Raw genomic sequence first — 25443 nt, forward strand, 5'->3', positions numbered from 1 at the left:
CAATGCGGATAATTGCGCCCGATTTTATTGATTGAGTACGCGTCAACTTGACCCGACAGGCCATGAATAGCATATTCATTTCATTACGAAAAATTCCGTTTCAGTGGTTTCCGATAACATTAAGGTTATGAGATGACGCCCCGTCGCTTACGTCAGTTTTTGGCATTGATTGAACATGAGCACTTTGGCCGAGCGGCGAAAGCGTTAGGGGTTTCCCAGCCAGCGCTGAGCAAAAGCATCCAGTTGCTGGAGAGTGAACTCGGGGTCACGCTGTTCGACCGACGCCCAGACGGCGTGGCACTGACGGCGTTTGGTCATTTGCTTCGTGAAAAAAGTCGGCGCTTGTTAGTGGCCGAGGAAGATTTGCGGCGTGACATTGCCTTGCTGGCCGGAGGTGATATCGGAGCGTTGAAAGTGGCTTTGGGGCCCTATCCCAGTATTACCAGCGGATACACTAGCATCGCGCGGCTGCATGCCCGGCATCCGCACATCAAAGTCACGGCCCATGTGGCCGGATGGCGTGACGTGGCTCATCAGGTCGCGACCGGCGTGGTGGATTTGGGGATCGCCGAAATCAGTACCCTGGAAGGTCGGGAAGAGTTCACCTGTGAGTTGTTGGGTGAACACCAGGGGCGTTTGTTTTGCCGGCCCGGCCATCCTCTGCTTTCGCAAAAGCGTTCATTGACGTTGGCACAAACACTCGATTATCCCTGGGTGGCTTCGCGTATTCCGCTGCGATTGGCCACCCATCTGCTCCCGGCCACATTGGGCTGTGCCGGTGCTTACGATGCGGTGAACGGTGATTTTATCCCGGCGATCGAAATAGACGTGCCCATGCAAATCGTTAAATTCGTCGAGCACAGTAACGCGCTGGCGGTAGGGAATTTATCGACGTTTGAGCGAGAGTTCCTCGCCGGCGAGGTTGTACCGTTACCACTCAATGACCTCGCCCTGCGCACCCGCTATGGCTTTATCTATCTGAAAGAGCGCTCACTGCCGCCCGCAGTAGAGGTTTACATGAATGAAGTGAGGGGTGTGGAAGAGGAAATTTGTCAGCGTGAAAGCCTTCTGGCCCAAATGACAAGCGCGGTGAAAAAAGATCAACGTTAGCGGTTCGCCTGCCGAAATATCATGCACTTTGGCGATTGCGCGGGATGTTCAAGAACGCAACGCCGCATGAATAAGCTATACCCAAGAGTCCCCCCACCGCACTTCTTCCACTCTTGGAGGTTGGCAATGAAACTCTGTCCCCCCCTGTCAGCGCTATTGATCACCGCATCGCTCTTCGGTTGCTCCAGCTCATCACACCACCAGTCAATGAATCTTCCTCTGGCAGCGACCCAGAGAAACCCTGGTCATTCCGCCACGACCACACTGACTGGCGAAGGCAATCAAACCAACTTTGACTTCTACATTACCGGCGTTCCAAACGGAACCATGCTGCCCCCGCGCATCTATACGTTCATCAACAAAGGCAGTTGCCAGCAACCCGGGCCAACCGCGTTCGCAATGAACGACAAGGTCAATACTGAACCCAATGCAGGCACCGGTGGATGGACCTTTTACCGGAGCGCGCCGGTACCCCTGTCAGAGTTGCTTTCCGGAAAATACGCCGTTGTCGTGCGCACTTCACCCGAGGATGGCAGCGCCGATATTTTCTGCGGCGATGTTGTACATGCGGTTCAATGAAACACCCAGCGTCAGGCGTAGTTGAGTCGCGTTGTATCTGGCGATTGCGTTTACCGTTTTCATGATGGTGTTAGTCAAGTGTGTAACTCTGGCGTTACATCGGCGATTAAAACACTGCAATAGCCCGTTCATTTGAAAAACCGCACTAGACTTCTTCCTGCGCCTTAATCCGTGCACGGTCATGCAACAAGGGGGAAATGATTCTGTACGCAGTACCTAGGCTAATTGCTCGGTGGTCAATGCACCAAGGGTCAACATTGATGTGCACTCATCGCCCGGTTGCCACGTGAAACAACGAGGAATCCTGGATGGAACAGCTATCGGATCGTTTCAAACTCTCTCTAGTGTTTGCCGCACTTTTGTCCCTGACTGGAGTTGCCCACGCAGCCCAGACGGAAAAGACCAACATTCTGTTTATCGTCTCCGACGATACTGGCTATGGCGACTTGGGTCCCTACGGCGGCGGTGTCGGTCGAGGCATGCCGACACCCAGCATCGATGAGCTGGCGGCCGAAGGGGTCACTTTTTATTCGTTTTATGCGCAACCAAGCTGCACACCCGGTCGGGCGGCCATGCAGACCGGGCGTATACCCAATCGCAGCGGCATGACTACCGTGGCCTTCCAGGGTCAGGGCGGTGGCTTGCCAGCCGCCGAGTGGACACTGGCATCGGTGTTGAAAACCGGTGGCTATGACACCTACTTCACCGGCAAATGGCATTTGGGCGAAGCCGATTATGCGCTGCCCAATGCGCAAGGTTACGACGTGATGAAATACGTCGGCCTGTACCACCTCAATGCCTACACCTACGCTGACCCGACCTGGTTCCCCGACATGGATCCGGAGACTCGCGAAATGTTTCAAAGGGTCACCAAGGGCGCATTGTCCGGCAAGGCGGGCGAAAAACCGATCGAGGAATTCAAGGTCAACGGCCAGTATGTGGACACGCCGGTCGTAGACGGGAAACCCGGCGTGGTCGGCATTCCGTTTTTTGATAACTACGTCGAAAAAGCAGCCCTGGAGTTTCTCGACACGGCGGCCAAATCGGACAAGCCGTTTTTCATCAACGTCAACTTCATGAAAGTGCACCAGCCGAACATGCCGGCACCCGAGTTCATTCATAAGTCCATGTCCAAGTCCAAGTACGCAGACTCCATCGTCGAACTGGATACCCACATTGGCCGCATCATGGACAAGCTCAAGGCGCTCGGCCTGGATAAGAACACGTTGGTGGTTTACACCACGGACAACGGGGCCTGGCAGGATGTCTATCCGGACGCTGGTTACACCCCGTTCCGCGGGACCAAGGGCACAGTGCGTGAAGGTGGTAACCGGGTGCCCGCCATCGCTGTCTGGCCAGACAAGATCAAACCGGACACCAAGAACCACGAGATGCTCGGTGGCCTGGACTTGATGGCAACCTTCGCTTCCGTTGCGGGCGTGAAGTTGCCGGAAAAAGATCGCGAGGGTCAGCCCATCATCTTCGACAGTTACGACATGACGCCCGTGCTCACCGGCAGTGGCCCTTCACCGCGCAAAGAGTGGTTCTACTTCACCGAGAATGAACTGTCCCCGGGTGCTGCGCGCGTTGGCAACTACAAGGCGGTGTTCAACCTGCGCGGTGATGACGGCGCGCAAACGGGTGGTCTGGCCGTGGATACCAACCTGGGCTGGAAAGGCGCAGAAAAGTATGTAGCGGTAGTGCCCCAGGTCTTCGACTTGTGGCAGGACCCACAGGAACGCTACGACCTGTTCATGAACAACTTCACCGAGCGCACCTGGACCATGGTGCCGATCTCGGCCGCGATCATGAAACTGATGAAAACCTACATTGATTATCCCCCACGCAAATTGCAAAGCATGGGTTATGACGGCCCGCTCGAATTGTCGAAGTACCAAAAATTCCAATATATACGCGACACGCTGAAAAAAGACGGCATCAATGTGCCGATGCCAACCGGCAACTGATCAAGTCAGCCGGATAGTGGCGGCCTCGCCAGAGGTCGTCACTTTTCTACGAACAAATCCGTTCATGTCTGCTTCAGCTCGAGTGAAATCACTTGGGAAACAACAGCGTATACGCACCCGAAACCCCTAGCCCTGCGCGCCATCTTTCGGGCTATCAGCCAATACCGCGGGCCTGCTTGCAAGCTCATGGGTTGATGACCCACTTTGAATAACTGGGTGACGAACAGGTTGATAGGCACCGACCATTCGCGGGTCTGCCAGTCATAGGTGGACTCGGTGTTGATACCGAAGGTTGTATAGGTCTGGGTGGTGTAACTGAAGAATGGTTGCAGAAAGGTCTGGTTGATTTTGTCTTTGTCGTCAGGCGGGCTGTTGTCCAGCGACCAGATGTGATTGGCCAGAATACCGCGGGTCCAGCCATTACTTTGTTTAAGAGCAACCACTGTAGGTCCCGCCCCCCATTGCTCATCACTCAATAGATCATCACTGCCAGTCGGCACAAGGATCACCGGCCCTGCGCCCCAAATCCAGCCGCTCGCGGTTGGGTGCTTGGGTGAAAAAAAGAAGCTCTGGGTAACATCGCCGACCCCGGTTTTGTCTGCCTGTCCCCCCGGTACCAAACCGTGTTGATCAACAACCAGCAGGATGGTCCGGGATATGAGATTCCACTCGTCATTGAGGGTAAAGGGCAGCACGGGCTGGATATTGGTGACGCTTTGGTAGCCATCGCCACTGGGCCCGAGTTTCTGGTTCCAGTTGTACTGAATGGGCACGCTGTAAAGCAAACTGCCGACAGTCAGGCCGAGCTGGCTAAACAATCACTGAATCCGGTGGCGGCGACTTCAAAAACCAGATGCCATTGGCTTCGTGTTCACAAGACCAACGATAAATCCAGATACCTAGCATCGCGCTTTTCGATGCCTGATAGCGAAGTATGCGATTGGCGAAGCCACTATGAGGGCCGCTAAGGTACCTCGCAATGCGTTATCGCTCGTAACCAGTAGCGCACAGATAACAATAAAAGCGAGGTATCCAAAAATGAGTGAATCCAAGCGTGCCACTTCCACCTCAGGCATCAAAGGCAAGCGCGTGGCTGTAATCGGCGCTGGCCCTGGCGGTATTGCTGCGGGTGTTGCGCTGCATCAGGCAGGTTTTTCGGTGAAGGTGTTCGAGCGTCATCCCGAACTGCGACCTCTGGGGGGGGCAATCATTCTTAATGCCACTGGCATCGTCATCTTGCGCGGTTTGGGCGTACAGGTGGATGATATTTTTGCTGCTGGCCTGCCAGAGTTTCGCCGCCACGATGGGCGAGTAAGAGTCAACTTTGACATTGATATGGAGTTGCTGAATCAGGCCGGTGTAACCGGTTGGCAATCCGGAATGATGCGCTCCGAGCTTTATGAGCGTCTGCTTGCGGCGGCGCCAGAAAATATGATCGCCCCCAGCCACACGTTCAGCCATTACCAGGAACATGCCGAGGGCGTGACTGTTCACTTTGCAGAAGGTCAGACTTACGAAGCGGATCTTGTAATTGGGGCTGACGGTGTTCAGTCAAAAGTGCGTGAACAGTTGTGGGGAGCATCAGAGCTGAAACACCTTGGCATCGCGGTCTGGCTAGGTTGGTGCGAATTACAGGGGCCTGAGCGCAAAAAAATCGTCATTCAGCACAACCACTCCTACCAGATGGGTTATGCACCGCTTCGATACAAGGACAAGGACTGCTTTGAATGGTGGTTCGTCGAAAAATGCGAAGAGAACCAGGTTGAACCGAGAGATCCAGCAGCCTACGTGCGTGAACGCATTAGTGGATTCTCCTACCCTGTTCCGCAGATCCTAGAGGCTACGGATACCTCGCATAATCTATTCCGCTGGGTCGTGAAATATCGAGATCCACTCAAGCAATGGTCGAAGGGACGGGTGACAATCATGGGCGATGCTGCTCATCCGACTTCTCCTTACGCTGCGTACGGTGCCGGTATGGCCATTGAAGATGGCTACTTCCTTGCGAAGTATTTGAGAGGTCGCGACCTTAGCGACCCCGAAGCACTGGAGATCGGGCTGCGACGGTATGACGACCAACGAGTTAAATACACCAATCAGACGACGGCGTTCGCTCGATTCCTTGGGCGTCTATACCACGGTGTGCCGGCTCCTTTGAACCGTCTGCGTGACCTTTTCCTTGATCATTCCAGCTTGCCAGAGAGGCTAATCAGTAAAGGCGTCACCAGCGAGGCGCAAGCTCTTTTGCGTGCGGTACTTAATGCTGTTGATTGAAAAATTACCTTTCCTCGGTATACCCAATGCGAGAGTTTCCGAATGCGGCATATCCCGGTAACTCCTTCGAGCATGACAGGCCGCTTTGTGTTGGCAGCAGTACGTCAGAAAGGGCAAGAATCGGCCAGATGCAGCCCCTCTCGCGCGCCAGTGCCATTGAGCTAGGTTCCGCTGTCTTCCACTACCGTGGGCGTCACGGCTGTCCCTGCCAACAGGCCACCGTCTATGTTGAATTCACTGCCGGTAATGTACGTCGCTTCATCCGAGGCGAGTAACAGGGCCAGGGCCGCCACTTCTTCCGGCATTCCGAATCGTCTGAGCGGAGTGTCTCGAACCAGGGCGGCCATTCGCTCTTCACGCCCCGCATCAGTACCCAGCATAGGCTCCCATATGGGTGTAAGGATGGCTGCCGGATGAATCGAGTTGCATCGAACTCTCAGTCCTTGCTCGGCGCAGTAAAGCGCCACTGTCTTGGTGTGATTGCGAACGGCAGCCTTAGACGAAGCGTAGGCTGCGGCGGCTGGAATGCCGACCAGGCCGGAGCGAGAGGAAATGTTGATAATGGAGCCGCCTCCTGAATTTCGCATGGAACGAATGGCGTACTTGCAACCCAGGAATACACCGTCGAGGTTGGTGTGATGCACAGCGTGCCAGTCCTCCAGTCGCGCATGTTCCGGATCATGCCGCACGGCGCCTTGTTCAAATCCGGTAATACCCGCATTGTTCACCAAGACGTTCCAGCTACCGCGCTCCGTCAAGACCTGCATTGCCACTCGCTGCCAATCTTCTTCGCACCGCACATCCAGGCGCAGATAACAGGCGCGATCACCTAGTGAGCTCGCGACAGCTCTGCCGAGTTCGTCGTTTATATCGGTGACGTAAACAAAGCAGCCTTCTTGCACGAAGCATCGGGCAATCGCGGCGCCAATCCCTTGAGCCGCCCCTGTAATAATTGCGATTTTGGAAGTTAGTTTATTGTCCATAATTGATGAAGCCCCTGACTGTGGAGTGTTCAAAAATGATGCAGAAACAGTCTATGCCTTATCCCGTGCTATCGCCTGGAAAAAACGGCTGCTGTCGTAGCAGGCTTTGGGTAACCTAATCTGAATGTTTGTTGGTTGCGTCCATATTGTGCCAACCAGAGTCCAATACAGGCGGTGGTGAATGGCTGCAATGGGTGGATCCCTGCCCTTCCTGCAAGGCAAGAATTTGCCCGGAAGCGGACGTTCGACTGATCAGATCAAGGTGGCTAAGCTGGCGCCTTTTCCAACGACAGGGACGAACGCATGACAGAGGTCTACCAGGGAAGCTGTCTTTGCACTGCAATCAGTTATCAGCTTCTGACTACGCCCAAAGCAGTGAGTCATTGTCACTGTAGTCAATGCCGTAAAGGTCACGGTGCAGCATTCGCTTCGTATGGTAGCGTGCCCCGTAGCGCATTACGGATACTCAACGGCGCTGGGCAAATCACTAGGTATTCTTCTTCAGAATCGGTGCTGCGCGAGTTCTGCACGCAGTGTGGTTCGACTTTGTTCTGGTCACGCTCACAAGGTGAATTTTCCGATTGGGTTTCGATAGCACTGGGCACACTCGACACCCCCTTCACGCCTCAGAAGCAAAAACACGTTTATGTCGCCTCCAGAGTTCACTGGTATACGCCCTCCAGCTCATCGCCTCAGATCGATGGCTAAAAGCCGACGTCGGCTGATACAGGATTTTCGTAGAGGATTGCCCAAAAATCACTGACGCAACCTCTGAGAACGTACTTGCACTTGCGTCGATCGCTTCCTTTTTGTGAGGTTTCCTAAGGCTTTTTACCAATCAATTGCTGATATTCATCTGTCTGCTTTAGCGACACTAGGGCCTTATTGAAGCGTCCCAGTGCCGGCTGCATATTCATAGCTTTGCTGAAGGCCAAATATAGAGGGTCGCGTACCAGCGGTTTGGGTAGCAGCACAAATTGGCTTCGGTTGCCCTCCAGCCTGGGGTCCGAGGCGAGTATCACTTCAAGCCCGGCAATGCCATTGCCAATAATCGCCACATCTATGCGGCCGGCCAGTAGCTTTAACAGTCTCGATTGCTCACCGTTTTCACGTTCGACATGCAGCTCGCCGTTACTGATGGCCTGATCAACTTCTTCACCGTAACTGGCACCGGATAGACCACCGAGTTTCTTGCCCTGTAAGTCTTTGAGCGAATTGAAGTCAAACTCATGGCCTTTCAAAACCACCAAGCTGATGTCGTCGTCGTAAATCGGTTGGGAGAAATCGTAGAACTTTTCGCGCGCCTTGTTACGCGAAATATTGGTGATGCCACCGTTGTTATTTTGGGCATTTCTTAACGCTCGCTTCCATGGCAGTAAGCGCAGCTCATAGGTGTCGCCGGTATCTTTTTCCAGTCTGGCGAAGATGGCCGGCAGGATTCCTGCGGTCTGATCGTGATCCAGGTAAATAATCGGCGGGTAGCTATTGTCGCCATAGATCACCAGATTCTCGGCGCTAACGCTCTGCGTCATGCAAAAAAGTATGCACACGCAAACCGCAGTAGAGCAGTAACCTTTTATCGTCATAAGCGTCTCTTCTGGGAATTCCTGAAGACTATCAGGCAACTGAAAATGTGCTCGAGAAATTCCCATTCGATATTTCCGGGCCTCATGACCGGTGTTCAGCGCGGCAGGACTGCTTGTGCTACATCTTGAAGGACTTGACTAACTGGCTAAGATCCACAGCAAGCATTGACAATTCTCCGCTGGAGGACGCTGTTTGATGCGAGCCAGCTGCTGTTTGGGTCGCAAGATCTCGAATACTTACCAAGCTTTGGTCCACTTTTCGAGCCGCGTGTGATTGCTCCTCTGCTGCCGAAGCGATCAACATGTTGCGATCGTTCACTTGCTTGATTGACTCAGTAATTTCGACCAGCGAAGCCCCCGCCTCTTGCGCCAACGTCAGAGTTTTTCCAGCTTGCAGACTGCTTTGGTCCATCGATCTGAGCGCGTCAGAAGTACCTGACTGTATATCGGAGATCATCTGCTCGATCTCCCTCGTCGACTCGTGAGTACGGTGAGCCAATGCGCGAACTTCGTCTGCAACCACGGCGAAGCCTCGACCCGCATCGCCTACTCGCGCGGCCTCAATAGCCGCGTTTAATGCCAGGAGATTTGTCTGCTCCGCAATGGAGCGTATGACGTCAAGCACCTTACTAATGTCGAAGGCCATTGCCGCCAGCCCTTTAACATCGTCCGAAGTCGATTGAACATTGCACACCATCAGGCTGATCGCCTCTACCGTGGCATCGACCTTATTTCTTCCATCCAGGGCTGTCGTGTTCGCTTGCGTTGCTGCATTGAAGGCCTGGACAGCGTTGCTGGCCATTCCGTCGACGGCAACACTCATCTGTGTGACCGCCGCAGCTGCCATTTCGATTTCATCGCTTTGTCTCAGCAGCCCTTTGGAGGCGTCCTCGGTTACTGCATGCATTTCTTCCGAAGTTGCCGCCAACTGAATGGCTGAGTCACTTATTTTCGTCATTGCGGTGCGTAAATTGGCTTGCATCACGCTTAATGACACTACTAGTCGGCCCATTTCATCATTTCCGTCAGCTTTGATTTCTTCACTGAGGTCGTTGTTGGCAATGCGTCCGGCAATGTTCAACGAATGATTCACTGGAACAATCAGGCTTCGAGTAAACAACCAGGCAAACAGAACTGAGGTAATCAGGGCAACGATAACCACAGTGAACACCAGGGCTAATGCCCGGCTGTATGCAGCAGCCGCCTCATTGCCGATCTCTTTGGCGTTTCGTTCGTTAATGGCTTTCAATGCCTCGAGCGAGGACATGACCTTCACGTTAACTGCTCGTATTTCTACGTCGGAAAAGACGGTAGCGGCCGGGAAATCCTTTGAGTCGATGATGGCCAGGTATTTTTCTTCGACTGCTTCGTAGGCCAAAATATTCTCTTTGACCAAGTCCAAAGCAGCTTTGCCGTCTGGAGTGATGGCCAGCGGGGCCATGTTATCCAGGGTTCCATGCAGGCTCTCTTTAACCAGGCGCACATTTTTCAAACTTTCAGTTTTAACTGTTTCGGGCTCTACCGGATTTCGCAGTTTGGAGTTGCTGTTGCGCAAACTCATCAGGTCAAGTTGAATTGATCCCCACAGTGAAATGTTGGGAACTATATTGAGTTCAACTTTTTGTTCAGCCTGATTCAGTATTGATGCTTGTCGGGCGGAAAGAAACCCGAGTCCTAATATAAGAAGACAAAAGAAACCAAAACAAAAAGCGGAGCGTGGGGCAAGGCTTAATTTGCGAAGCAACATGATTTGTCCAGTCATTGTTATGGGAAGCCCGCACTGAGGGCAATCGTAATACTGGGTCGACTTTAGGAGCTTTCGTTCGCAAGATAATTATCGAAATCAGGAATTTTTCATAAGCTGACCTTATGGGCGTATTTCGAGGGAGCCACGTCAGCTACACACCTTCGATCACGTTGCAGCGTCGCCTTTCCAAGGTGGCCGACGGCGTCTCGGGTGTGGATGATCCGCACGAAAATGAAAAAGTGAAAACAGTTTGCATTTTGAAAACCGTTTTCACTATAGTGAGTCACTTGCCAATTTCGGCCCTGAAACCGCTTGGACTACGACAATCTATGAGCGCCGTCGCTGAACGCATCCTTCGTGTTTTGGAAGAGCTTGCAAACTCGCCGGAGGGCATGACGCTCTCTGAACTCACGGCTGTTCTCGATTTGCCTATCACGGCCATCCACCGGTTGCTCGCGGACTTGATCGAGCAGGACTACGTCCGCAAGGACGAAAGACGAGGTGAATTCACCTTGACCATGAAATTGCCATCCTTGGGACTGCGCTTCTTGAGCGCCGGCGGCGTGGTTGATATTGCTCAGCCTATCCTTGAACGGCTGGCCGTCATTTCTGGAGAGTTGGTACGCCTGGCGGTCGTTGATGGGGAGCAACTGGTCTATGTAGCCAAGGCCCAGGGCGCACGAGAAGGGTTACGCTATGACCCGGAAATGGGCCGCCCTGTGACGCTGTCATGCAGTGCCGCCGGGATAAGCTGGCTGGCCGGCAAGAGCGACGAAGAAGTCATGCGGCTTGTCGCCGCGCAAGGATTTGGTCTTCCGGCCAACTTTGGTCCTAGCGCACCGACGACCTTCAAAACTCTTCTTCCGCTCATTGAAACCGCACGCAAGAACGGCTACGCCACGACGCAAGATATGTTCTTGCCAGCAATGAGTTCCCTGGCGACGACAGTAACTACCGGCAATGGTGACGTTGGCGCACTTCTCATTATTGCAGGGCCGATGTCACGGCTGACTCATGAAAGAATGAAAGAACTGCTACCCGCATTGATGTCCACGGCAGCAGAGCTATCTGAGGCAAGTAGCGTTTCACCGGTGATGCGTCGCGCATCCATCTAATTTAATTAAGCTGCCAACTTTGTCAATAAAGTTGGCGGGTTAGTCTGTGCCTGAACGGTAAGTTCAAAACTTAAGCTGTAAGACTTCGTATGCCTGACAATAATTAACAATAAACAGTACTGGTGTTTGTATCTGCGAGCATTTTGTACAGCGGAGGTAATAAGTATGGGGAACGATTCAAACAGTTCATCGCATTCCATGGCGAATCGGGCAGTCACCGCTGCCACGGTCGGAACCGCTTTGGAATGGTTCGATTTCACCTTGTACGGGGTTGTGGCAGCTACCGTGTTGCCGAAGTTGTTCTTCCCTGCGATGGAGCCTGGTTCTGCGCTGTTGGCATCTTTGGCAACGTTCAGCGTGGGCCTCGCTGCACGGCCACTTGGAGCCATAATCTGTGGCCATTTGGGCGACAAGATTGGCCGGCGTAACTTGATGCTCGGCACCGTATCGGCAATGGGTATTACTTCCGTGCTGATGGGACTGCTTCCGACCTATGCGCAGATAGGAATACTCGCGCCAATCCTGCTGGTCTTGTTGCGCATCATTCAGGGATTTGCGCTCGGGGGTGAGTCGACTGGCGGGCAACTCATGGCGCTCGAACATGCGCCTGCAGCCCGACGCGGCCGGTATTCAGGCCTCATTGGCATGTGCGCACCGCTCAGCCAGATAGTCGCTAATGCCGTGCTCCTTCTGCTTTCAGCCTCCTTGAGCGCAGATGACTTCATGAGTTACGGCTGGCGAATCCCCTTCGTCATGAGTTTTCTGTTGGTTCTGGTGGGCATCTACATACGAATGCGCGTAGAGGAAACACCCGCTTTTGTACAGATGAAACAGTCTGCGGTCGCGACGGTCAGTAGCCCGCTTCGCGACGCTTTCAGACTTCACTGGAAAACCATTCTGCGGCTGATGCTGTTCTTCTGCGGCCCTACGGCAATGTTCTATCTCGCCGTTGTGTTCACCCTCGGCTATTTGACGAATACCCTGGGTATTCCTAAACAGACGGGTTTTACACTGTTAATGATCGCTAACGCCTGCGCGATAGTGGGTTCAATCATGGGCGGGCTGCTCAGTGACCGGATCGGGCGTAAGCGCACTCTCCTTCTTGCGTCGACCGCGACGTTCATCATGATGATGCTGTACTTTCCTTTGCTTGAAACCAAAGACTTCGCGACGATGGCGATCGCAATGGGCTTGTTCCTGGGTTTCACGCAAGTCCAGACCGGTATTCAGCCTGTTGCGTTCGCAGAAGCATTTCCGACCAATGTGCGCTATTCCGCTTCGGCCCTGGCTTTCACGGGAGCTAGTCTGTTCGCGGGTGGCCCGATTCCCATCGTCGCCACCTGGCTCTTGAACTTGAGCAACGGCTCGCCATGGGCACTCGTGGCACTTGTCGGAACGCTGAACGTGATCTCCTTCTGCATGATTGCAATGGGTCCCGAAACGGCGGGTGTCGACATGAATCGCCTCGATTCAGTCGATGAGGTCGCCGGCGACCAGCATGCGCAAGTGCGACACGCGAACTCTTGACCTTATCCAGCGGTGCGCGGGTCGCACCGCTACATCGAAACTGTAAAAGCGAGAACATTGATGACCGACCAATCCAAAGGCTTGCTTGCGATCTGGAGCACGATTGCGGCGGATGCGGAAACAGACTATTTGCACTGGCTTACACGCGAGCATATTTTCGAGCGTGTCAGCGTGCCGGGCTTTCTCTCTGGCCGAGTGTTCAAGCGGCGCGACAGTCAACCATCGCAATACTTGATGTTGTATGAGTTGGCTCAAGCGAGCGTGATGTCCAGCCCGGCGTATCTTGCACGACTCAATGACCCTACTCCATGGACGCAACGGATCATGCCCCGGCTGATGCAGTTCCGTCGCGGTGGCGGTTCGGTCGATATCAGTGGCGGGCATGTCGGCGCACATGGAAGTCATCTCGCCATTGCGCGCTTCGATGGCGCACTGCCGGATGCATTGACCGGGTCTAAGGGAGGTCAATGGGTCGAGGCGCTGGCGGAGTTGGATTGGGTGGTAAACGTTCAGATGATGACAGTGCAGACCGACGCCACGGCTATCGCCACTCGAGAGAAGTCGATGCGCAGCAGCCAGGAAGGAGAGTTTTCGGGGCTGTTGATCATCCAGGCACTTGATCATGCCGCCCTGGAACGCGCCGTGAACCGCGCGAAAGAGCTGCTTATGGCAGACAACGCATTCGAAATCTATGAAGCGGTGTTCTCCTGCCACGCCAGCCAACAATGAAATCTATGAGATAGCGATCGCAGCTAGCAGCTGTTTGCCGGCCTGATCAGGCTCAGTCGTTTTGTGGGTCAAGATGTTGGTTACCACATCGAACCGCGCCCTGAACTGCTTGGAACGTTGGAGTAGCCAACTTGCTCGGCGATGATCGAGACTGTCGAGTTGCTCTGCATCAACAGGGCAACTGTCTCATTGGCGCGGGCTCTTAATCGCCGTGCTGCTGGCAGAGAAATTCGTGTATCGCTTCGGCGGTTCGCCTGGCGCAGGTCACCACGAAAAAATGCCCCTCGCCCTGCAGGACGTGCAGTTCGGCATGGCGAATGGTGCGGTGCAGGATGTGCGCGTTGTACAGCCGCACCAGGGTGTCGCGTTCGCCAGTGAGAATCAGCGTGCGCTGGCGCAGACGGAACAGCCGCAGCAGGCTGGTCCAGCCGACCAAAGCGGTGAGCTGGTGATAGTAGGTTCGCGGGTTTGCCGTGAGCATGCCGTTTACTACACCGAAACGCAGTAGCGTCTGAATCGAATTGCGCGAGCCCTCTCGCTTGCGCAGTTTGGCGCTTTTGCTCCTGCCAAAAAAATCCAGTATGTCGGCAGGCTTCACCAGCATCGCCGGGCCGGCCGAGGTCGCCGCGAGGATCAACCGGTGGACCATGCCGGGATAACGAAGGGCGAACTCTTGCGCCAATGCACCGCCCCAACTCACGCCGAACACATCGACCTGGTCGATTTCCAATTGTCTGAGCATCTCGGCGATCACGTCGGCATGGCGCGCAAGACGCATCGGCCAACGGGGTACTTGCGATTTCCCGACCCCGGGCACATCCAGCGTAATGGTCTTGTAGCCCACCAATTCATCGCGCAGGGGATCGAAAGCATGGATCAAACCACCCAGGCCGTTGAGCAAAAGCAAAGGTGAACCTTGCCCACGGATTGAAACGTTCAGCTGCAATCCTTCAATGGATAACTTCTGCGTTGTCATGGTTTCCCCCTTGACCTACCCGACGCTTCTGCCCGATAGCCGAAAGCCCCCTCCTTCATCAAACCCGTCCAATCACCGGGGCGTGAGCCGTCCCGGGCCATTGCCACCGGGGATGATTTGCTGGCGGCCGGCACAGCAAAATCAAACGAAGATTTCCGGTGGACCGGTCAAGGGCCCGGTGTTCGAGCTCGCCTCAGCTTACTTTCGCGACAGTCGGCACTCGGCCAGTGAGGTGGCGCTCGCACCAGCCCTTGCGCGACGGTCTGCCTGACCTATTCTCAATCTTCACGTTCACACAGTACCTTTTGGGTGGTGACCTTAAGATGTAGATACACGCTTTCGCTGAATTCTTCGTTGAGCGCCCTGAACGATCAATAAATGGAGAAAAATCATGAATCGCAAGTACTACTGTATGGCTCTGGCAATGCTGATCGTCGCTGCTGGCGTGCAGTGGGTGACGCAACCCGCCTATGCGACCGAGCAGGGTGAACAACGGCGTGAAGCTCGCGATACCCGGCAGGAAGGCCGCTCCACTGCCCGGCAAACCAAGGATGACTGCAGAAAGGGCAATGACAAAAGCAATGTCGAGTGCCGCCAGGACAAGCGCAGTACCAAACAAGATACCCGGCGCCAAGCCAGGGATATCAAGTACTGATCGTCAAGCAGCCTGAGGAGTGAACGGTGGGCTAAACCTTGCCCACCCTTCTCCCATGTTACAGCCAGACCGATTGCACGGCCCGGCACAGCGTTGCACCGGTTCGGCGAAATAGAGCAAGTCTGACCTATGTCGCGTTTGCGCCCCTGACCCCCAAACTTTGATTGAATCGCAACAGATAGCCATCCGGATCCAGCACCAGGAAATTAAGCTCTCCATGCTCGCGCTCGTTATCCCGGTACCAGCACTCTTCAATCGGCCTGCGCAATTCCATGCCGGAGCCTTCGATAGACTTGGCCAAAGCATTGATATCAGCGCACCGGATCGAGAGATTCATCCCTCGGCCATAGGGTGACTCCAGAGGGCCAACCCGCCATGGAGAGGTTTGCTGATCATCCTCTTCCAGCATCAATTGACTGCCTTGAAAAGAAAGGAACGCAAATTTGTGTTCAGGCCTTTCGTACTCCACCTGAAAACCCAGCACCCGGCAGTAAAACACCAGGCTTCGTTGCAAGTCAGAGACAATCATCTCTGGAACCAATGCGTTCATCTTCATAAACGGACTCCTTGTCGTTGTTCAACTACCCCGTGAGGTGGAAGGTTACCCTACGCAATCCCCCCGCAAAACGCCAAGGCGGGCATCACTCATGGTGCCCAGAGAAATGCCACCTCCCAATGCAAACTTTTCGCTTCACCAGGCGTCCTTTCTTTTAATGCTGCTGACATGACTTTGCAAAGCCAGGCAACTGGCCTCAACTAAGGAAATGGATATGACTTTTTTTGTTTTTCTTCTAGCGTGCGGTGCTGCGGCCAGCACCGGCATTCTTTTCAAACCTGACCAATGGTACGAATCTCTCGCCAAACCCGGCTTCACCCCGCCCAACTGGGTGTTTCCGGTCGCCTGGACGACTATCTATCTATTGCTCGCCTGGGCCGGATACCGGTTGTCGCTGATGCCTGGAAGTCAGCTGGTGCTGGCTTTATGGGCAGCGCAGATCGCGCTTAATACGCTCTGGACTCCGGTGTTCTTCGGGGCTCACCGTCTTTTTGCCGCGATGTTGATCCTGGCGGTGCTTTGGCTGGTGGTCGCCGCCATGGTGGTGTTGGCGATGCGGCTAGACGTGATCACTGGCTTGATCCTGTTCCCTTACCTCGCGTGGCTTTGCGTCGCCGCCGCGCTGAATTTTTCCATCTGGCGCAATAACCGCTGATGAAAAACCCCTGATGGATTTCGAATAGCCTTGATCTGCTGGCGAGTGGAAGTTGGCGTAAGTGGTCAATTTCCTCCCGTCCAGCTATTGGCCGACTACGCTTGCCGGAACACTGGCTCACTGGAGGTATCATGAGCAACTTCCCCATTGTTGCCACGGTACTCTCGATGATCTTGGGGCTATCGGTCACTCGCCTTCTGCTTGGCATGTTGACTGTGTTCCGCATCCGTCGGGTGGCTGCGCCCGATTGGGTTGCAATGGTCTGGGCCGCGGTTCTTTTCATTACACAGATGGATTTTTGGTGGGCCGTCAACGCTCTGCCTACGATTAAAGTGACCTTCTCGTTTCCAGAGTTTTTACTGCTTGTGCTGTTGGCGTTATCACTTTTTGTATCGGCGGCACTGTTGCTTCCCAGCCGCAGCGAGGATGAACAAAATGGCCTGCGTATTTACTTCGAACAGGATGGCCGATATGCACTGTTATCGTTTTCTGCATTTCTCATTCTTGGACTAATCGTCAATGTCCTTTTCTTCCGGGCATCTCCGGTAGCGCTTTGGGGAGCGCTGGACATCATTATGATTATTCTTCCTGTCTGCGCGTTTATTGCCAGATCACGAAAAACCTATTCGACAATCGCCGTTGTTTATTTGCCAATGACGATCATTGACATGGCCATAACGCTGACCAACTAAACGATTCGAATATTCTCTGCTCAAGGGTCTGCGGGTCACGGCTGATCATGACGCGCAGTGTCAGGGCCCGGATACGTTGCACGGATTTTTCTGTGATCGATGATTCTATCGACGACATTTGCTTTTCATTTCATGACAGTTCCACCACCTTCAGTAGCCCCCTCGCGCACGGCCCGCCTGACCTCGGCCTGAATGGCATAAGCCGGCGCCTCGACCGCATTGAAATCCTGTGTATATCGTTGGGCAAACCCTTCTACTCCCCATTCCTGATACTGCTGCACATGCTTGAGTTCGTGAGCCCAGAGCGCGATGTTCTGCTCTGCGCTGTCAGCGTCCCGGAAGAGGATGGTGTCGATCAGCGTCACAGCACCGACATCGGGGTTTTGCAGCATCGCAGTGGCTGCGTTGAATTGGCCGTCGTCGCTGACTTTGTAGCGCGCGGCATCGAGAACGCTGGGTTCATACCAGCGCAGCAGTTTCTCGCGGATAGGCGGTGGAATGAGTTGGACGCCGGCGATGGCGGCTTCAGCACGGGCTTGAGTCAGCCACATCGCCAAGGCAGGTGCCGCGATCTGGTAGATGTCATCAGGCAAGGGGCCGAGCAGCGGTCCCAGGTCTGGCAGACAGATGCAGCTGTCCAGACACACTTGTTTCTCGCCAGCGGGGCAGGCGTCGGTCTGGGCTGGGACTTCAAGCGTCAGGCAAAGAACAAACAGCGCCACCAGGCGCGTAATGATGGATTGCATTGGGCGCTCCAGTGACCGAAACAGCATGAAATCGAAGACCCACATTACTTCAGCGTATCCCATCGGTCTCTTGGCTGAATTTTATTATCCCGTCCGCCCCCTTCCGCCTGGCTCGATTCATGCCTGGTTCTCCTGCATGAGGTCGGTGCTGACTACGTGGATGACACTTTTGAAGTGAGCCACCTCAACACCGATCCCGATAATCGAAAGATTACTGATGGACTGTCGAGGTCATGCATGACGAACGTAACTACAGAGCAAGTCAGCCCAAAAACGCTGAGAAGAGTGATTGTGGCCGCCGGGATTGGTAATTTCGTCGAGTGGTTCGACTTCGCCGTCTATGGTTTCCTGGCGACAACCATCGCCCAGCAGTTTTTCCCCAGCGGCGATGCCAGTGCTGCGCTGCTCAAGACCTTTGCAGTCTTCGCCGTGGCGTTTGCGTTTCGACCCCTCGGCGGGATTTTCTTCGGCATGCTGGGGGACAGGATCGGCCGCAAGCGAACCCTCGCGATGACGATTCTGTTGATGGCCGGTGCGACGACCTTGATCGGTCTGCTGCCCACTTACGCCGCCATCGGGGTCATGGCGCCAATTCTTCTTTCCTTGATCCGTTGCGCCCAAGGCTTTTCCGCCGGGGGAGAATACGCGGGTGCCTGCGCCTACCTGATGGAGCACGCACCCAGTAATAAGCGCGCCTGGTATGGCAGCTTCATTCCAGTATCGACATTTTCCGCCTTCGCTGCTGCCGCCGTGGTGGCTTACGCCCTCGAAGCGTCTTTATCGGCCGAGGCCATGGGCAGCTGGGGCTGGCGCTTGCCGTTTTTGATTGCCGCACCGCTGGGCCTGGTGGGTCTTTATTTGCGCTGGAAGCTCGATGAAACCCCGGCATTCCAGGCCGTGACCAAGGAACATGCAGTCGCCCATTCCCCCCTGAAGGAAACCTTGCGCAACCATGGTGCGGCAATCTGTTGCCTGGGCGCTTTTGTGTCACTCACGGCGCTCTCGTTTTATATGTTCACCACCTACTTCGCTACGTACCTGCAAGTCGCGGGTGGCCTGAGTCGCGCAACAGCGTTGCTGGTGTCGCTGATCGCATTGCTGTTCGCTGCTGCGATCTGCCCGCTGGCCGGATTGTATTCGGACCGGGTCGGGCGCCGAATGACGGTGATGACCGCATGCGCGCTGTTGATTGTGGCCGTGTACCCATCGTTCCTGATGGCCAGCTCCGGCTCATTCGCAGCATCCGTCGCTGGCGTCATGCTGTTGGCGATTGGCGCGGTGTTGTGTGGTGTGGTGACGGCGGCCTTGCTCTCGGAAACCTTCCCGACTCGCACTCGATACACCGCCTCGGCAATCACCTACAACATGGCCTATACGATCTTCGGCGGCACCGCACCGCTGGTAGCTACGTGGCTGATCAGCACCACCGGCAGCAACTTGTCGCCAGCGTTCTATCTGATCGCGATCGCATTGCTCGCGCTCGCGGGAGGATTGGCATTGCCGGAGACTTCAAGAATTTCCCTGCATGACGTTCCGGCGGAGGAAAAAGGCGTAGGCGTGAATGCCGCGGCCTGAACGAGACGATTAAATCCAGTGGACACATACTTCATGACATGAACGCTTATAGCGTCGACAAACTTCTTGAAGGTTGTCGACGTTTTCCTGGCGTCATTTTCAGAACAGCACTTTAAAATAGGCGCCATGCGTTAATAATTCTGTTGGGATCGGCGAGTATTTTAGCTACTCTAACGGATTGGATGTCCGAAAATTGATGAGGGGTTCTGATGTCAGCCGCGCTGAATGCGATCGCTAGTTCGAATGTACTAATCGTTATCCCCAGCGTGCGCTTTTCCCGGCAAGGCGATCTTCTATTCCTTGATATTAAAGCGGTTGAAGGACTGCGTTTATACGCCAAGTTGTGGCCGGGCCTGGTTCGATGCCTTTTGAGATCCGGACCGCCAGACTCAATCGGTTATGGAAAACTCTACCATCCAAGTGAGCTTCCTTTCGAAGTTCATGAAATTTATGACGACATATCAAAATCCAAAGCCCTCCTTGACAACAGCGCAGTCATACTGGCTTCCGGCGACAATTTTCACGACCTTCCAATATATAAAATAACAAAAACACCCGTAGTGTTCGTTATTGAGTACGACCTGAATACAAGACTCAAGATAGTTGACCTGGAAACTACTGGAACATTTAAAAAGTTTAAGTCCGCCATCTGGAATTTAAAAACGGAATTCCTGCGGCGACGCGCGTTTCGTCATGCCGCTGGCTTGCAAGCCAATGGAACGCCCGCTCATAAGTTATATGGTTCGCTCACAAAATCTTCGCTTTTATATTTCGATAGTAGAATTACCGAGCGTGACGCCGTTTCCGACAATGAAATTTCCGAGAAGAAAGCTTCGGTGCTTCACGGCTCTCCCCTTCGACTGGCTTTTTCCGGGCGATTGATTCCCATGAAAGGAGCGGATCATCTCGTTCCGATCGCGCTGGCGCTTGCAAGTCGAGGGGTTAAATTTACCCTTGATATTTATGGCGATGGCCCGCTTTCTGAATCCATCAGAAGAAGCATTCAAAGTTCCGGAATGGAAGACGTCATAAAACTGGCCGGACCGGTGCCATTCGCCGAAGAACTCGTACCGAATCTTAAGTCGGGTATAGATCTATTTTTGTGCGCTCATACTCAAGCCGACCCCTCCTGCACGTACCTGGAAACGATGGGGTGTGGGGTCCCGATTGTCGGTTATAACAACGATGCGTTCACTGGGGTGCTGGCTCTCGGCGGCGGCGGTCTGGCCAGCCCCATGGGCAAGCCGGAAGAAATCGCCGAGGTCATTGTGGAACTGGATCACGATCGAGCGAGGCTCGCCGCTCTTATAGACGAGGCGGCAGCGCTTTCATCGAATCACACGTTCGAAAAAACGTTCGCGTGCCGCATTAACCATCTTCGGTCCATTGCAGGAGTTTGAAGATTAGTTACAGCCTCAGGCTGCCAATGGAGTAGGACACAACCAGAGCCTCTGCTTCGCACCCAACGCTTCTGCAGATGACCGCTGCAAAAAATCGAAATTGCCATGTGTTTACTTCGTTCTTACTTGCGTCGCAGTTCTTCACTGCCCGTTCCTGTAAGTCTGGAGTTCTCTCGATGCCCTCGTCCAAATCCCTGCCCACTGCACTGCTGGGCCTGGCCCTTGCCTGTCCGGCCATGGCTCAAGCCCAAGGCATGGAGCTGGGACAAGTATTGATTGGGGCTGAGGACCGTAGCGGTGAAGACCTGTCGGTCGAGGACGCCAAGGTCCGGCTTGACCAGGTGCCCGGCGGCAGCAATGTTGTCGACATGCGCCGTCCTCTACAGGGCCGCGTGGCCAGCAACCAGGATGTGTTGGCGTATCAGCCCGGGATTTATGCCCAGTCTGCAGGCAACGAAGGGGTAAAAATTTCGATCCGCGGCTCAGGGATCAACCGCGCACCTGGCGCCCACGCCTCGGGGTTGTACACCATGCTCGACGGCCTGCCGCTAACGGGTCCGGGCGGCACACCCTATGAACTGCTGGAACCGCTGTGGCTCGATCATGTGGAAGTGCTGCGCGGCGCCAACGGTTTCGACAGGGGCGCACTCGCCCTCGGTGGGGCGATCGATTACGTCAGCCACACTGGCTACAACGCACCGCTGTTGCAGGTGCGCTACGCGATGGGCAGCCACGGCTATATGCAGCGCCAGGTCAGCTCCGGCCAAGTGCTGGGCAATTTCGATTACTACGTGGCGATGACCGACGCGAGTGCCGATGGCTACCAGGACCACACCGCCAGCGAAAGCCAGGGCGCAATCTTCAACGTCGGCTACCGCTTCAACCCGAATCTGGAAACGCGTTTCTACCTGCGCTACCGCGAGACCGACAACGACCTCGCCGGACGCGTGACCAAGCACTCCATCGAACACGACCCGCGGGCAGCCAACCCCGCTTACGTATCGCGAGACGACAGCCGCAAGCAGCCAGGCAGCACCTTTTTCGGCAACAAGACCACCTACTACATCGATGACGATTCAAGTATCCAGACCGGGGTCGCCTACCACGACTACCCCATGGATTTGCGCGAGGGGCCCAATCGCTTGAAGGTGGCGTACACGGACGTCAGCGGCACGCTGGACTACAAACGTCGCGACACACTCTGGGGTCTGGAAAGCAATAGCACGCTAGGTTTGCGCGTGACCAAACACCTGCCCAATGCCGGCGCCAGCGAGCTGGTGCGTATTCCCACCGGCAACACCGCCGGTTACGCGCCGGGCACACACATGCGCAACTTCACCTATCAGGGCTCGGACACGGTTCTGCATGTTGGCAATGATCTGGAGATCGCCGACGACCTGTGGCTGACCACAGGCCTCGCCGCCATCTACACCCGCCGTGAAAGCGAAGTCACTTACCCGCAAACGGGCGGCAAAACCAGCCTGAACGATTGGGACTACGCGCCACGCGTGGGCCTGCGCTATCAACTGACACCTGACCTGCAACTGTTCGGCAACCTCAGTCGCTCGGTCGAGGCACCACATCCGTGGTCGCTGATCTATAGCTCCAACATCCGATTCCCCGCAGGCAGCGGCCCCGCCACGGGCACCCAAAGCGACCCGATCGAGTTGCAAAACCAGACCGCGACCACCCTGGAAATCGGCGGTCGTGGTGACAGCGTGATGGGTCAGTGGAGCCTGGCCTGGTACTACGCGCAAGTGCGCAACGAACTGCTTTCGGTGTTGCCGGATGCCAGCGCCACCACACCCTACGAACTCAACGCCAGCCCCACCGTGCACCAAGGCGTGGAAGCCAGCCTGGAAAGCAAACTGTGGTCGCGAGCCGATGGCGGCCAACTGAACCTGCGTCAGAGCTACACCTTCAGTGACTTCCACTACCGCGACGACGATCGTTTCGGCGATAACCGCTTGCCGGGCCTGCCGATGCACTACTACCAGGGTGAACTGCGTTACGACTGGCCACTGGGCTTCTTCGCCGCGTTCAACACGCAGCTAGTGTCCAAGACGGCGGTGGATTACGCCGACAGCTACTACGCCGATCCCTACGCGTTGTTTGGTGCAACGCTGGGTTACAACGCGCCCAAGGGCGACTGGCAGACCTGGCTGGATCTGCGCAACCTGACCGACAAGCACTACGCCGCCACGGTCACGCCGGGCTACGACGACAAAGGGCTGGACGCGGCACGCTCCACGCCAGGTGAGGGTTTCGGGGTGTATGCCGGGGTGTCCTGGAGTTTGCGCTGAAAACCTGGCGACGCTGGCTATAACGACCGGAAAATTTCGACACGCCCGGCTGGAACCGGGCTTTACTGGAATAAGGTGCGCAGATGGCCGTGGGCTGCATGTTCCCGGCATCGAGCAAGCGCCGTAACGGCCCACGAATGTAATGGACAGCCGAGTCGTACCCATTGGCGGGCGCCCGAGGTCAACACGACACCCGTCGAGGGTGAGGACGAGCCCTTTGCGCATGTCCCGGTACTTCCCCGCCATGGTGATCACTCTGCTGCTTGCCGGTTGCACCACCACACGTATGCCCCACGAGTACAGCGAGGCCATACCCGCCAGCGATTCGGCGTTCGGGCGTTCGATCCAGGCTCAGGCGGCACCGCATGAGGGACGCTCGGGTTTTCGCCTGCTGCCCAACAGCAGCGAAGCCTTCCGGGCGCGCGCCGAGTTGGTTCGTAATGCGCAAAAAAGCATCGATGTGCAGTATTACATCGTCCATAACGGGCTCAGCACCCGGGCACTGGTACGGGAAATTCTGCTAGCCGCTGATCGCGGCGTACGCATTCGCATATTGCTCGATGACACGGCCAGTGACGGCCAGGAAGAAGTCATCGCGACCCTGGCCGTGCACCCGAACATCTACATACGCGTCTTCAATCCCCTGCACCTGGGGCGCAGCACCATGGTCACCCGCACCATGGGCCGTCTGCTCGACCTTTCCCAACAGCACCGGCGCATGCACAACAAATTGTGGCTGGCCGACAACAGCGCGGCCATCGTCGGCGGACGCAACCTGGGCGATGAGTACTTCGACGCCAAGCCCGATCTCAACTTTACCGACATGGACCTGCTGTGTTTCGGTCCGGTCGCCGAGCAGTTGGGTCACAGCTTCGATCAGTACTGGAACAGCGCCCTGAGCCAGCCGATCAGTGATTTCCTGCTCAACAAGCCGACCGCCGAGGACCTGGCCGAAAGCCGCCAACGCCTGGACGAATCACTGCAGAGCACACGGATCGAAAACAAGGCCTTGTTCGACCACCTCATGACCTACCGGTCGCAACCGCAACTCGCCAAATGGCGCCAGCAGCTTATCTGGGCCCATGGCAAGGCGATGTGGGATGCCCCGAGCAAAGTCCTGGCCGACGACGAACCAGCCCGGTCGCTGTTGATGTCGACACAACTGCGTCCAGAGCTCGACAGCGTCAACAAGGAGCTGATTCTGATCTCGGCCTATTTCGTCCCTCAAGAGCCGGGCATGCGCTACTTGCTCGGGCGTGCCGATGCCGGTGTCGACGTGCGCCTGCTGACCAACTCACTGGAAGCCACCGACGTACCGGCGGTGCACGGCGGCTATGCGCCCTACCGCAAGGCCCTGCTCGAACATGGCGTGAAACTCTATGAACTGCGGCGCCAACCGGACGATCCCGGTGGCGGTTCGTCCTTTGGTTTCAGTGGTGGTTCCGATTCCAGCTTGCACACCAAAGCCATGATCCTCGACAAACAGAAAGTGTTCATCGGCTCCTTCAACTTCGATCCGCGCTCCGTGTTTTGGAACACCGAAGTCGGGGTGTTGGTCGACAGCCCGGAATTGGCCGGTTACATGCGCGACCTCGCGATTGAGGGCATGGCGCCATCCATGAGTTATCAGACACGCCTGGAAAACGGCGAAATCGTCTGGATCGCTGAAGACGACGGCCGCCTGTATACCTTGCGCAAGGAGCCCGGCGGCAAATGGCGCAGCTTTAAAGCCTGGCTCAGCGACAAGATCGGCCTGGAAAAAATGCTTTAGCTCAGGCTGTTTATTTCAAGGTAGTGCATAGCCACACCGACTTGTGGGGGCGCCCATATCGTCTATCGTTAAAGCTCACACTCAAGTTCATCTTTTTGGAGTTATGAGCGGTAGAACTTTCCCGGGCGATGTCCGGGAAAATCAAGTGATTGCGTACTCTTGATCAGGAGGAAGATCATCATGACTCGCAAGCCTTACCTGACTGCACTGGCGACTCTGGCCCTCGTTACTGGCGTGTACGGGGTTTCGGTGACAGCCTATGCGACCGACCAGGCTGACCAACGGCAAGAATCGCGCGACACCAAGCAAGAAGGGCGAGATGCCGCCAGGGAAGTGAAGGAAGAATGCAAAGAAGGCGATGAAAAAAGCCGTAACGATTGTCGTCAGGACAAGCGCGACACCAAGCAGGACAACCGCGACACGGCTCGAGACATCAAATATTAGTCGTCAACCGAATCCCGGCTCCCATGGCTGCCGGGCGTGAAAACGGTCGATCT

The 25443-nt window shown here is 55.3% G+C and carries 22 protein-coding genes and 1 pseudogene; 16 read left to right on the forward strand and 7 right to left on the reverse strand.

What is annotated here, in order from left to right:
- Positions 1–132 precede the first annotated feature (132 nt).
- The 3 genes from ABVN21_RS12220 to ABVN21_RS12230 all read left to right on the forward strand — a co-directional run bounded on the left by ABVN21_RS12220 (position 133) and on the right by ABVN21_RS12230 (position 3656).
- A complete protein-coding gene (locus ABVN21_RS12220) occupies positions 133–1110 on the forward strand; it encodes a LysR family transcriptional regulator (protein WP_339552322.1) in 978 nt (325 codons plus the stop codon).
- A 126-nt stretch (positions 1111–1236) separates the two neighbouring features.
- Positions 1237–1689 carry a hypothetical protein gene (locus ABVN21_RS12225; protein WP_339552323.1) on the forward strand — a complete coding sequence of 151 codons (453 nt, stop codon included), beginning with the start codon at positions 1237–1239 and terminating at the stop codon, positions 1687–1689.
- Between the two features lie 308 nt (positions 1690–1997).
- Positions 1998–3656: an arylsulfatase gene (locus tag ABVN21_RS12230; protein WP_339552324.1), complete on the forward strand. Its 1659-nt coding sequence runs from the start codon at positions 1998–2000 to the stop codon at positions 3654–3656.
- Positions 3657–3782: 126 nt separating this feature from the next.
- Here ABVN21_RS12230 and ABVN21_RS12235 read toward each other — a convergent pair.
- A pseudogene (locus ABVN21_RS12235) lies at positions 3783–4438 on the reverse strand (transporter); the annotation flags it as partial.
- Between the two features lie 256 nt (positions 4439–4694).
- Between ABVN21_RS12235 and ABVN21_RS12240 the strand changes: the two are divergent.
- The gene (locus ABVN21_RS12240) at positions 4695–5930 is read left to right on the forward strand and encodes an NAD(P)/FAD-dependent oxidoreductase (RefSeq protein WP_339552325.1); all 1236 of its coding nucleotides are present in this window, start codon (positions 4695–4697) and stop codon (positions 5928–5930) included.
- Between the two features lie 161 nt (positions 5931–6091).
- Here the strand turns inward: ABVN21_RS12240 and ABVN21_RS12245 are convergent, their stop codons facing one another.
- A complete protein-coding gene (locus ABVN21_RS12245; protein WP_339552327.1) occupies positions 6092–6913 on the reverse strand; it encodes an SDR family oxidoreductase in 822 nt (273 codons plus the stop codon).
- A 303-nt stretch (positions 6914–7216) separates the two neighbouring features.
- Between ABVN21_RS12245 and ABVN21_RS12250 the strand changes: the two genes are divergently transcribed.
- Positions 7217–7621: a GFA family protein gene (locus ABVN21_RS12250; RefSeq protein ID WP_339552328.1), complete on the forward strand. Its 405-nt coding sequence runs from the start codon at positions 7217–7219 to the stop codon at positions 7619–7621.
- A 113-nt stretch (positions 7622–7734) separates the two neighbouring features.
- Here ABVN21_RS12250 and ABVN21_RS12255 read toward each other — a convergent pair whose 3' ends face one another.
- Together ABVN21_RS12255 and ABVN21_RS12260 are read right to left on the reverse strand one after the other, a co-directional pair.
- Complete coding sequence (locus ABVN21_RS12255) at positions 7735–8565, reverse strand: transporter substrate-binding domain-containing protein (protein WP_339552329.1); 831 nt, start codon at positions 8563–8565, stop codon at positions 7735–7737.
- 52 nt (positions 8566–8617) lie between these two features.
- Positions 8618–10246, reverse strand: coding sequence for a methyl-accepting chemotaxis protein (locus ABVN21_RS12260; protein WP_339552330.1), 1629 nt, complete (start codon positions 10244–10246; stop codon positions 8618–8620).
- Positions 10247–10368: 122 nt separating this feature from the next.
- Between ABVN21_RS12260 and ABVN21_RS12265 the strand changes: the two genes are divergently transcribed.
- The 3 genes from ABVN21_RS12265 to ABVN21_RS12275 all read left to right on the forward strand — a co-directional run bounded on the left by ABVN21_RS12265 (position 10369) and on the right by ABVN21_RS12275 (position 13617).
- Entirely contained in the window at positions 10369–11361 is a 993-nt protein-coding gene (locus ABVN21_RS12265) for an IclR family transcriptional regulator (RefSeq protein ID WP_339552332.1), read from the forward strand.
- 165 nt (positions 11362–11526) lie between these two features.
- Entirely contained in the window at positions 11527–12888 is a 1362-nt protein-coding gene (locus tag ABVN21_RS12270) for an MFS transporter (protein ID WP_339552333.1), read from the forward strand.
- A 60-nt stretch (positions 12889–12948) separates the two neighbouring features.
- Positions 12949–13617: a hypothetical protein gene (locus ABVN21_RS12275; protein WP_339552334.1), complete on the forward strand. Its 669-nt coding sequence runs from the start codon at positions 12949–12951 to the stop codon at positions 13615–13617.
- Between the two features lie 202 nt (positions 13618–13819).
- On the opposite strand, the gene ABVN21_RS12280 is transcribed toward ABVN21_RS12275, so the two are convergent.
- Positions 13820–14593 (reverse strand): alpha/beta hydrolase, encoded by a 774-nt coding sequence (locus tag ABVN21_RS12280; RefSeq protein ID WP_339552335.1) that lies wholly within the window; start codon positions 14591–14593, stop codon positions 13820–13822.
- A 391-nt stretch (positions 14594–14984) separates the two neighbouring features.
- On the opposite strand from ABVN21_RS12280, the gene ABVN21_RS12285 reads away from it, so the two are divergent.
- Complete coding sequence (locus ABVN21_RS12285) at positions 14985–15248, forward strand: hypothetical protein (RefSeq protein WP_339552336.1); 264 nt, start codon at positions 14985–14987, stop codon at positions 15246–15248.
- Positions 15249–15375: 127 nt separating this feature from the next.
- Here ABVN21_RS12285 and ABVN21_RS12290 read toward each other — a convergent pair whose 3' ends face one another.
- Positions 15376–15804: a VOC family protein gene (locus ABVN21_RS12290; protein ID WP_339552337.1), complete on the reverse strand. Its 429-nt coding sequence runs from the start codon at positions 15802–15804 to the stop codon at positions 15376–15378.
- Between the two features lie 214 nt (positions 15805–16018).
- Here ABVN21_RS12290 and ABVN21_RS12295 point away from each other — a divergent pair, with 214 nt between their 5' ends.
- Both ABVN21_RS12295 and ABVN21_RS12300 read left to right on the forward strand, forming a co-directional pair.
- Positions 16019–16459: a TspO/MBR family protein gene (locus ABVN21_RS12295; protein ID WP_339552392.1), complete on the forward strand. Its 441-nt coding sequence runs from the start codon at positions 16019–16021 to the stop codon at positions 16457–16459.
- A gap of 131 nt (positions 16460–16590) precedes the next feature.
- Entirely contained in the window at positions 16591–17151 is a 561-nt protein-coding gene (locus ABVN21_RS12300; protein WP_339552338.1) for a hypothetical protein, read from the forward strand.
- Between the two features lie 125 nt (positions 17152–17276).
- Here ABVN21_RS12300 and ABVN21_RS12305 read toward each other — a convergent pair whose 3' ends face one another.
- Entirely contained in the window at positions 17277–17897 is a 621-nt protein-coding gene (locus tag ABVN21_RS12305; RefSeq protein ID WP_339552339.1) for a DUF4157 domain-containing protein, read from the reverse strand.
- Positions 17898–18134: 237 nt separating this feature from the next.
- Here ABVN21_RS12305 and ABVN21_RS12310 point away from each other — a divergent pair, with 237 nt between their 5' ends.
- The 5 genes from ABVN21_RS12310 to ABVN21_RS12330 all read left to right on the forward strand — a co-directional run bounded on the left by ABVN21_RS12310 (position 18135) and on the right by ABVN21_RS12330 (position 25390).
- Positions 18135–19472 carry an MFS transporter gene (locus ABVN21_RS12310; RefSeq protein ID WP_339552340.1) on the forward strand — a complete coding sequence of 446 codons (1338 nt, stop codon included), beginning with the start codon at positions 18135–18137 and terminating at the stop codon, positions 19470–19472.
- Positions 19473–19681: 209 nt separating this feature from the next.
- Complete coding sequence (locus ABVN21_RS12315) at positions 19682–20872, forward strand: glycosyltransferase (RefSeq protein WP_339552341.1); 1191 nt, start codon at positions 19682–19684, stop codon at positions 20870–20872.
- A 176-nt stretch (positions 20873–21048) separates the two neighbouring features.
- The gene (locus ABVN21_RS12320; RefSeq protein WP_339552342.1) at positions 21049–23175 is read left to right on the forward strand and encodes a TonB-dependent receptor; all 2127 of its coding nucleotides are present in this window, start codon (positions 21049–21051) and stop codon (positions 23173–23175) included.
- Between the two features lie 223 nt (positions 23176–23398).
- Positions 23399–24946 (forward strand): phospholipase D family protein, encoded by a 1548-nt coding sequence (locus ABVN21_RS12325; protein ID WP_339552343.1) that lies wholly within the window; start codon positions 23399–23401, stop codon positions 24944–24946.
- A 180-nt stretch (positions 24947–25126) separates the two neighbouring features.
- On the forward strand, positions 25127–25390 hold the full coding sequence (locus tag ABVN21_RS12330; RefSeq protein ID WP_339552344.1) for a hypothetical protein: 264 nt from the start codon (positions 25127–25129) through the stop codon (positions 25388–25390).
- The last annotated feature ends 53 nt before the right edge of the window (positions 25391–25443 follow it).

This window comes from Pseudomonas sp. MYb327, from assembly GCF_040438925.1.
In the GTDB taxonomy this organism is placed as follows: Bacteria; Pseudomonadota; Gammaproteobacteria; order Pseudomonadales; family Pseudomonadaceae; genus Aquipseudomonas.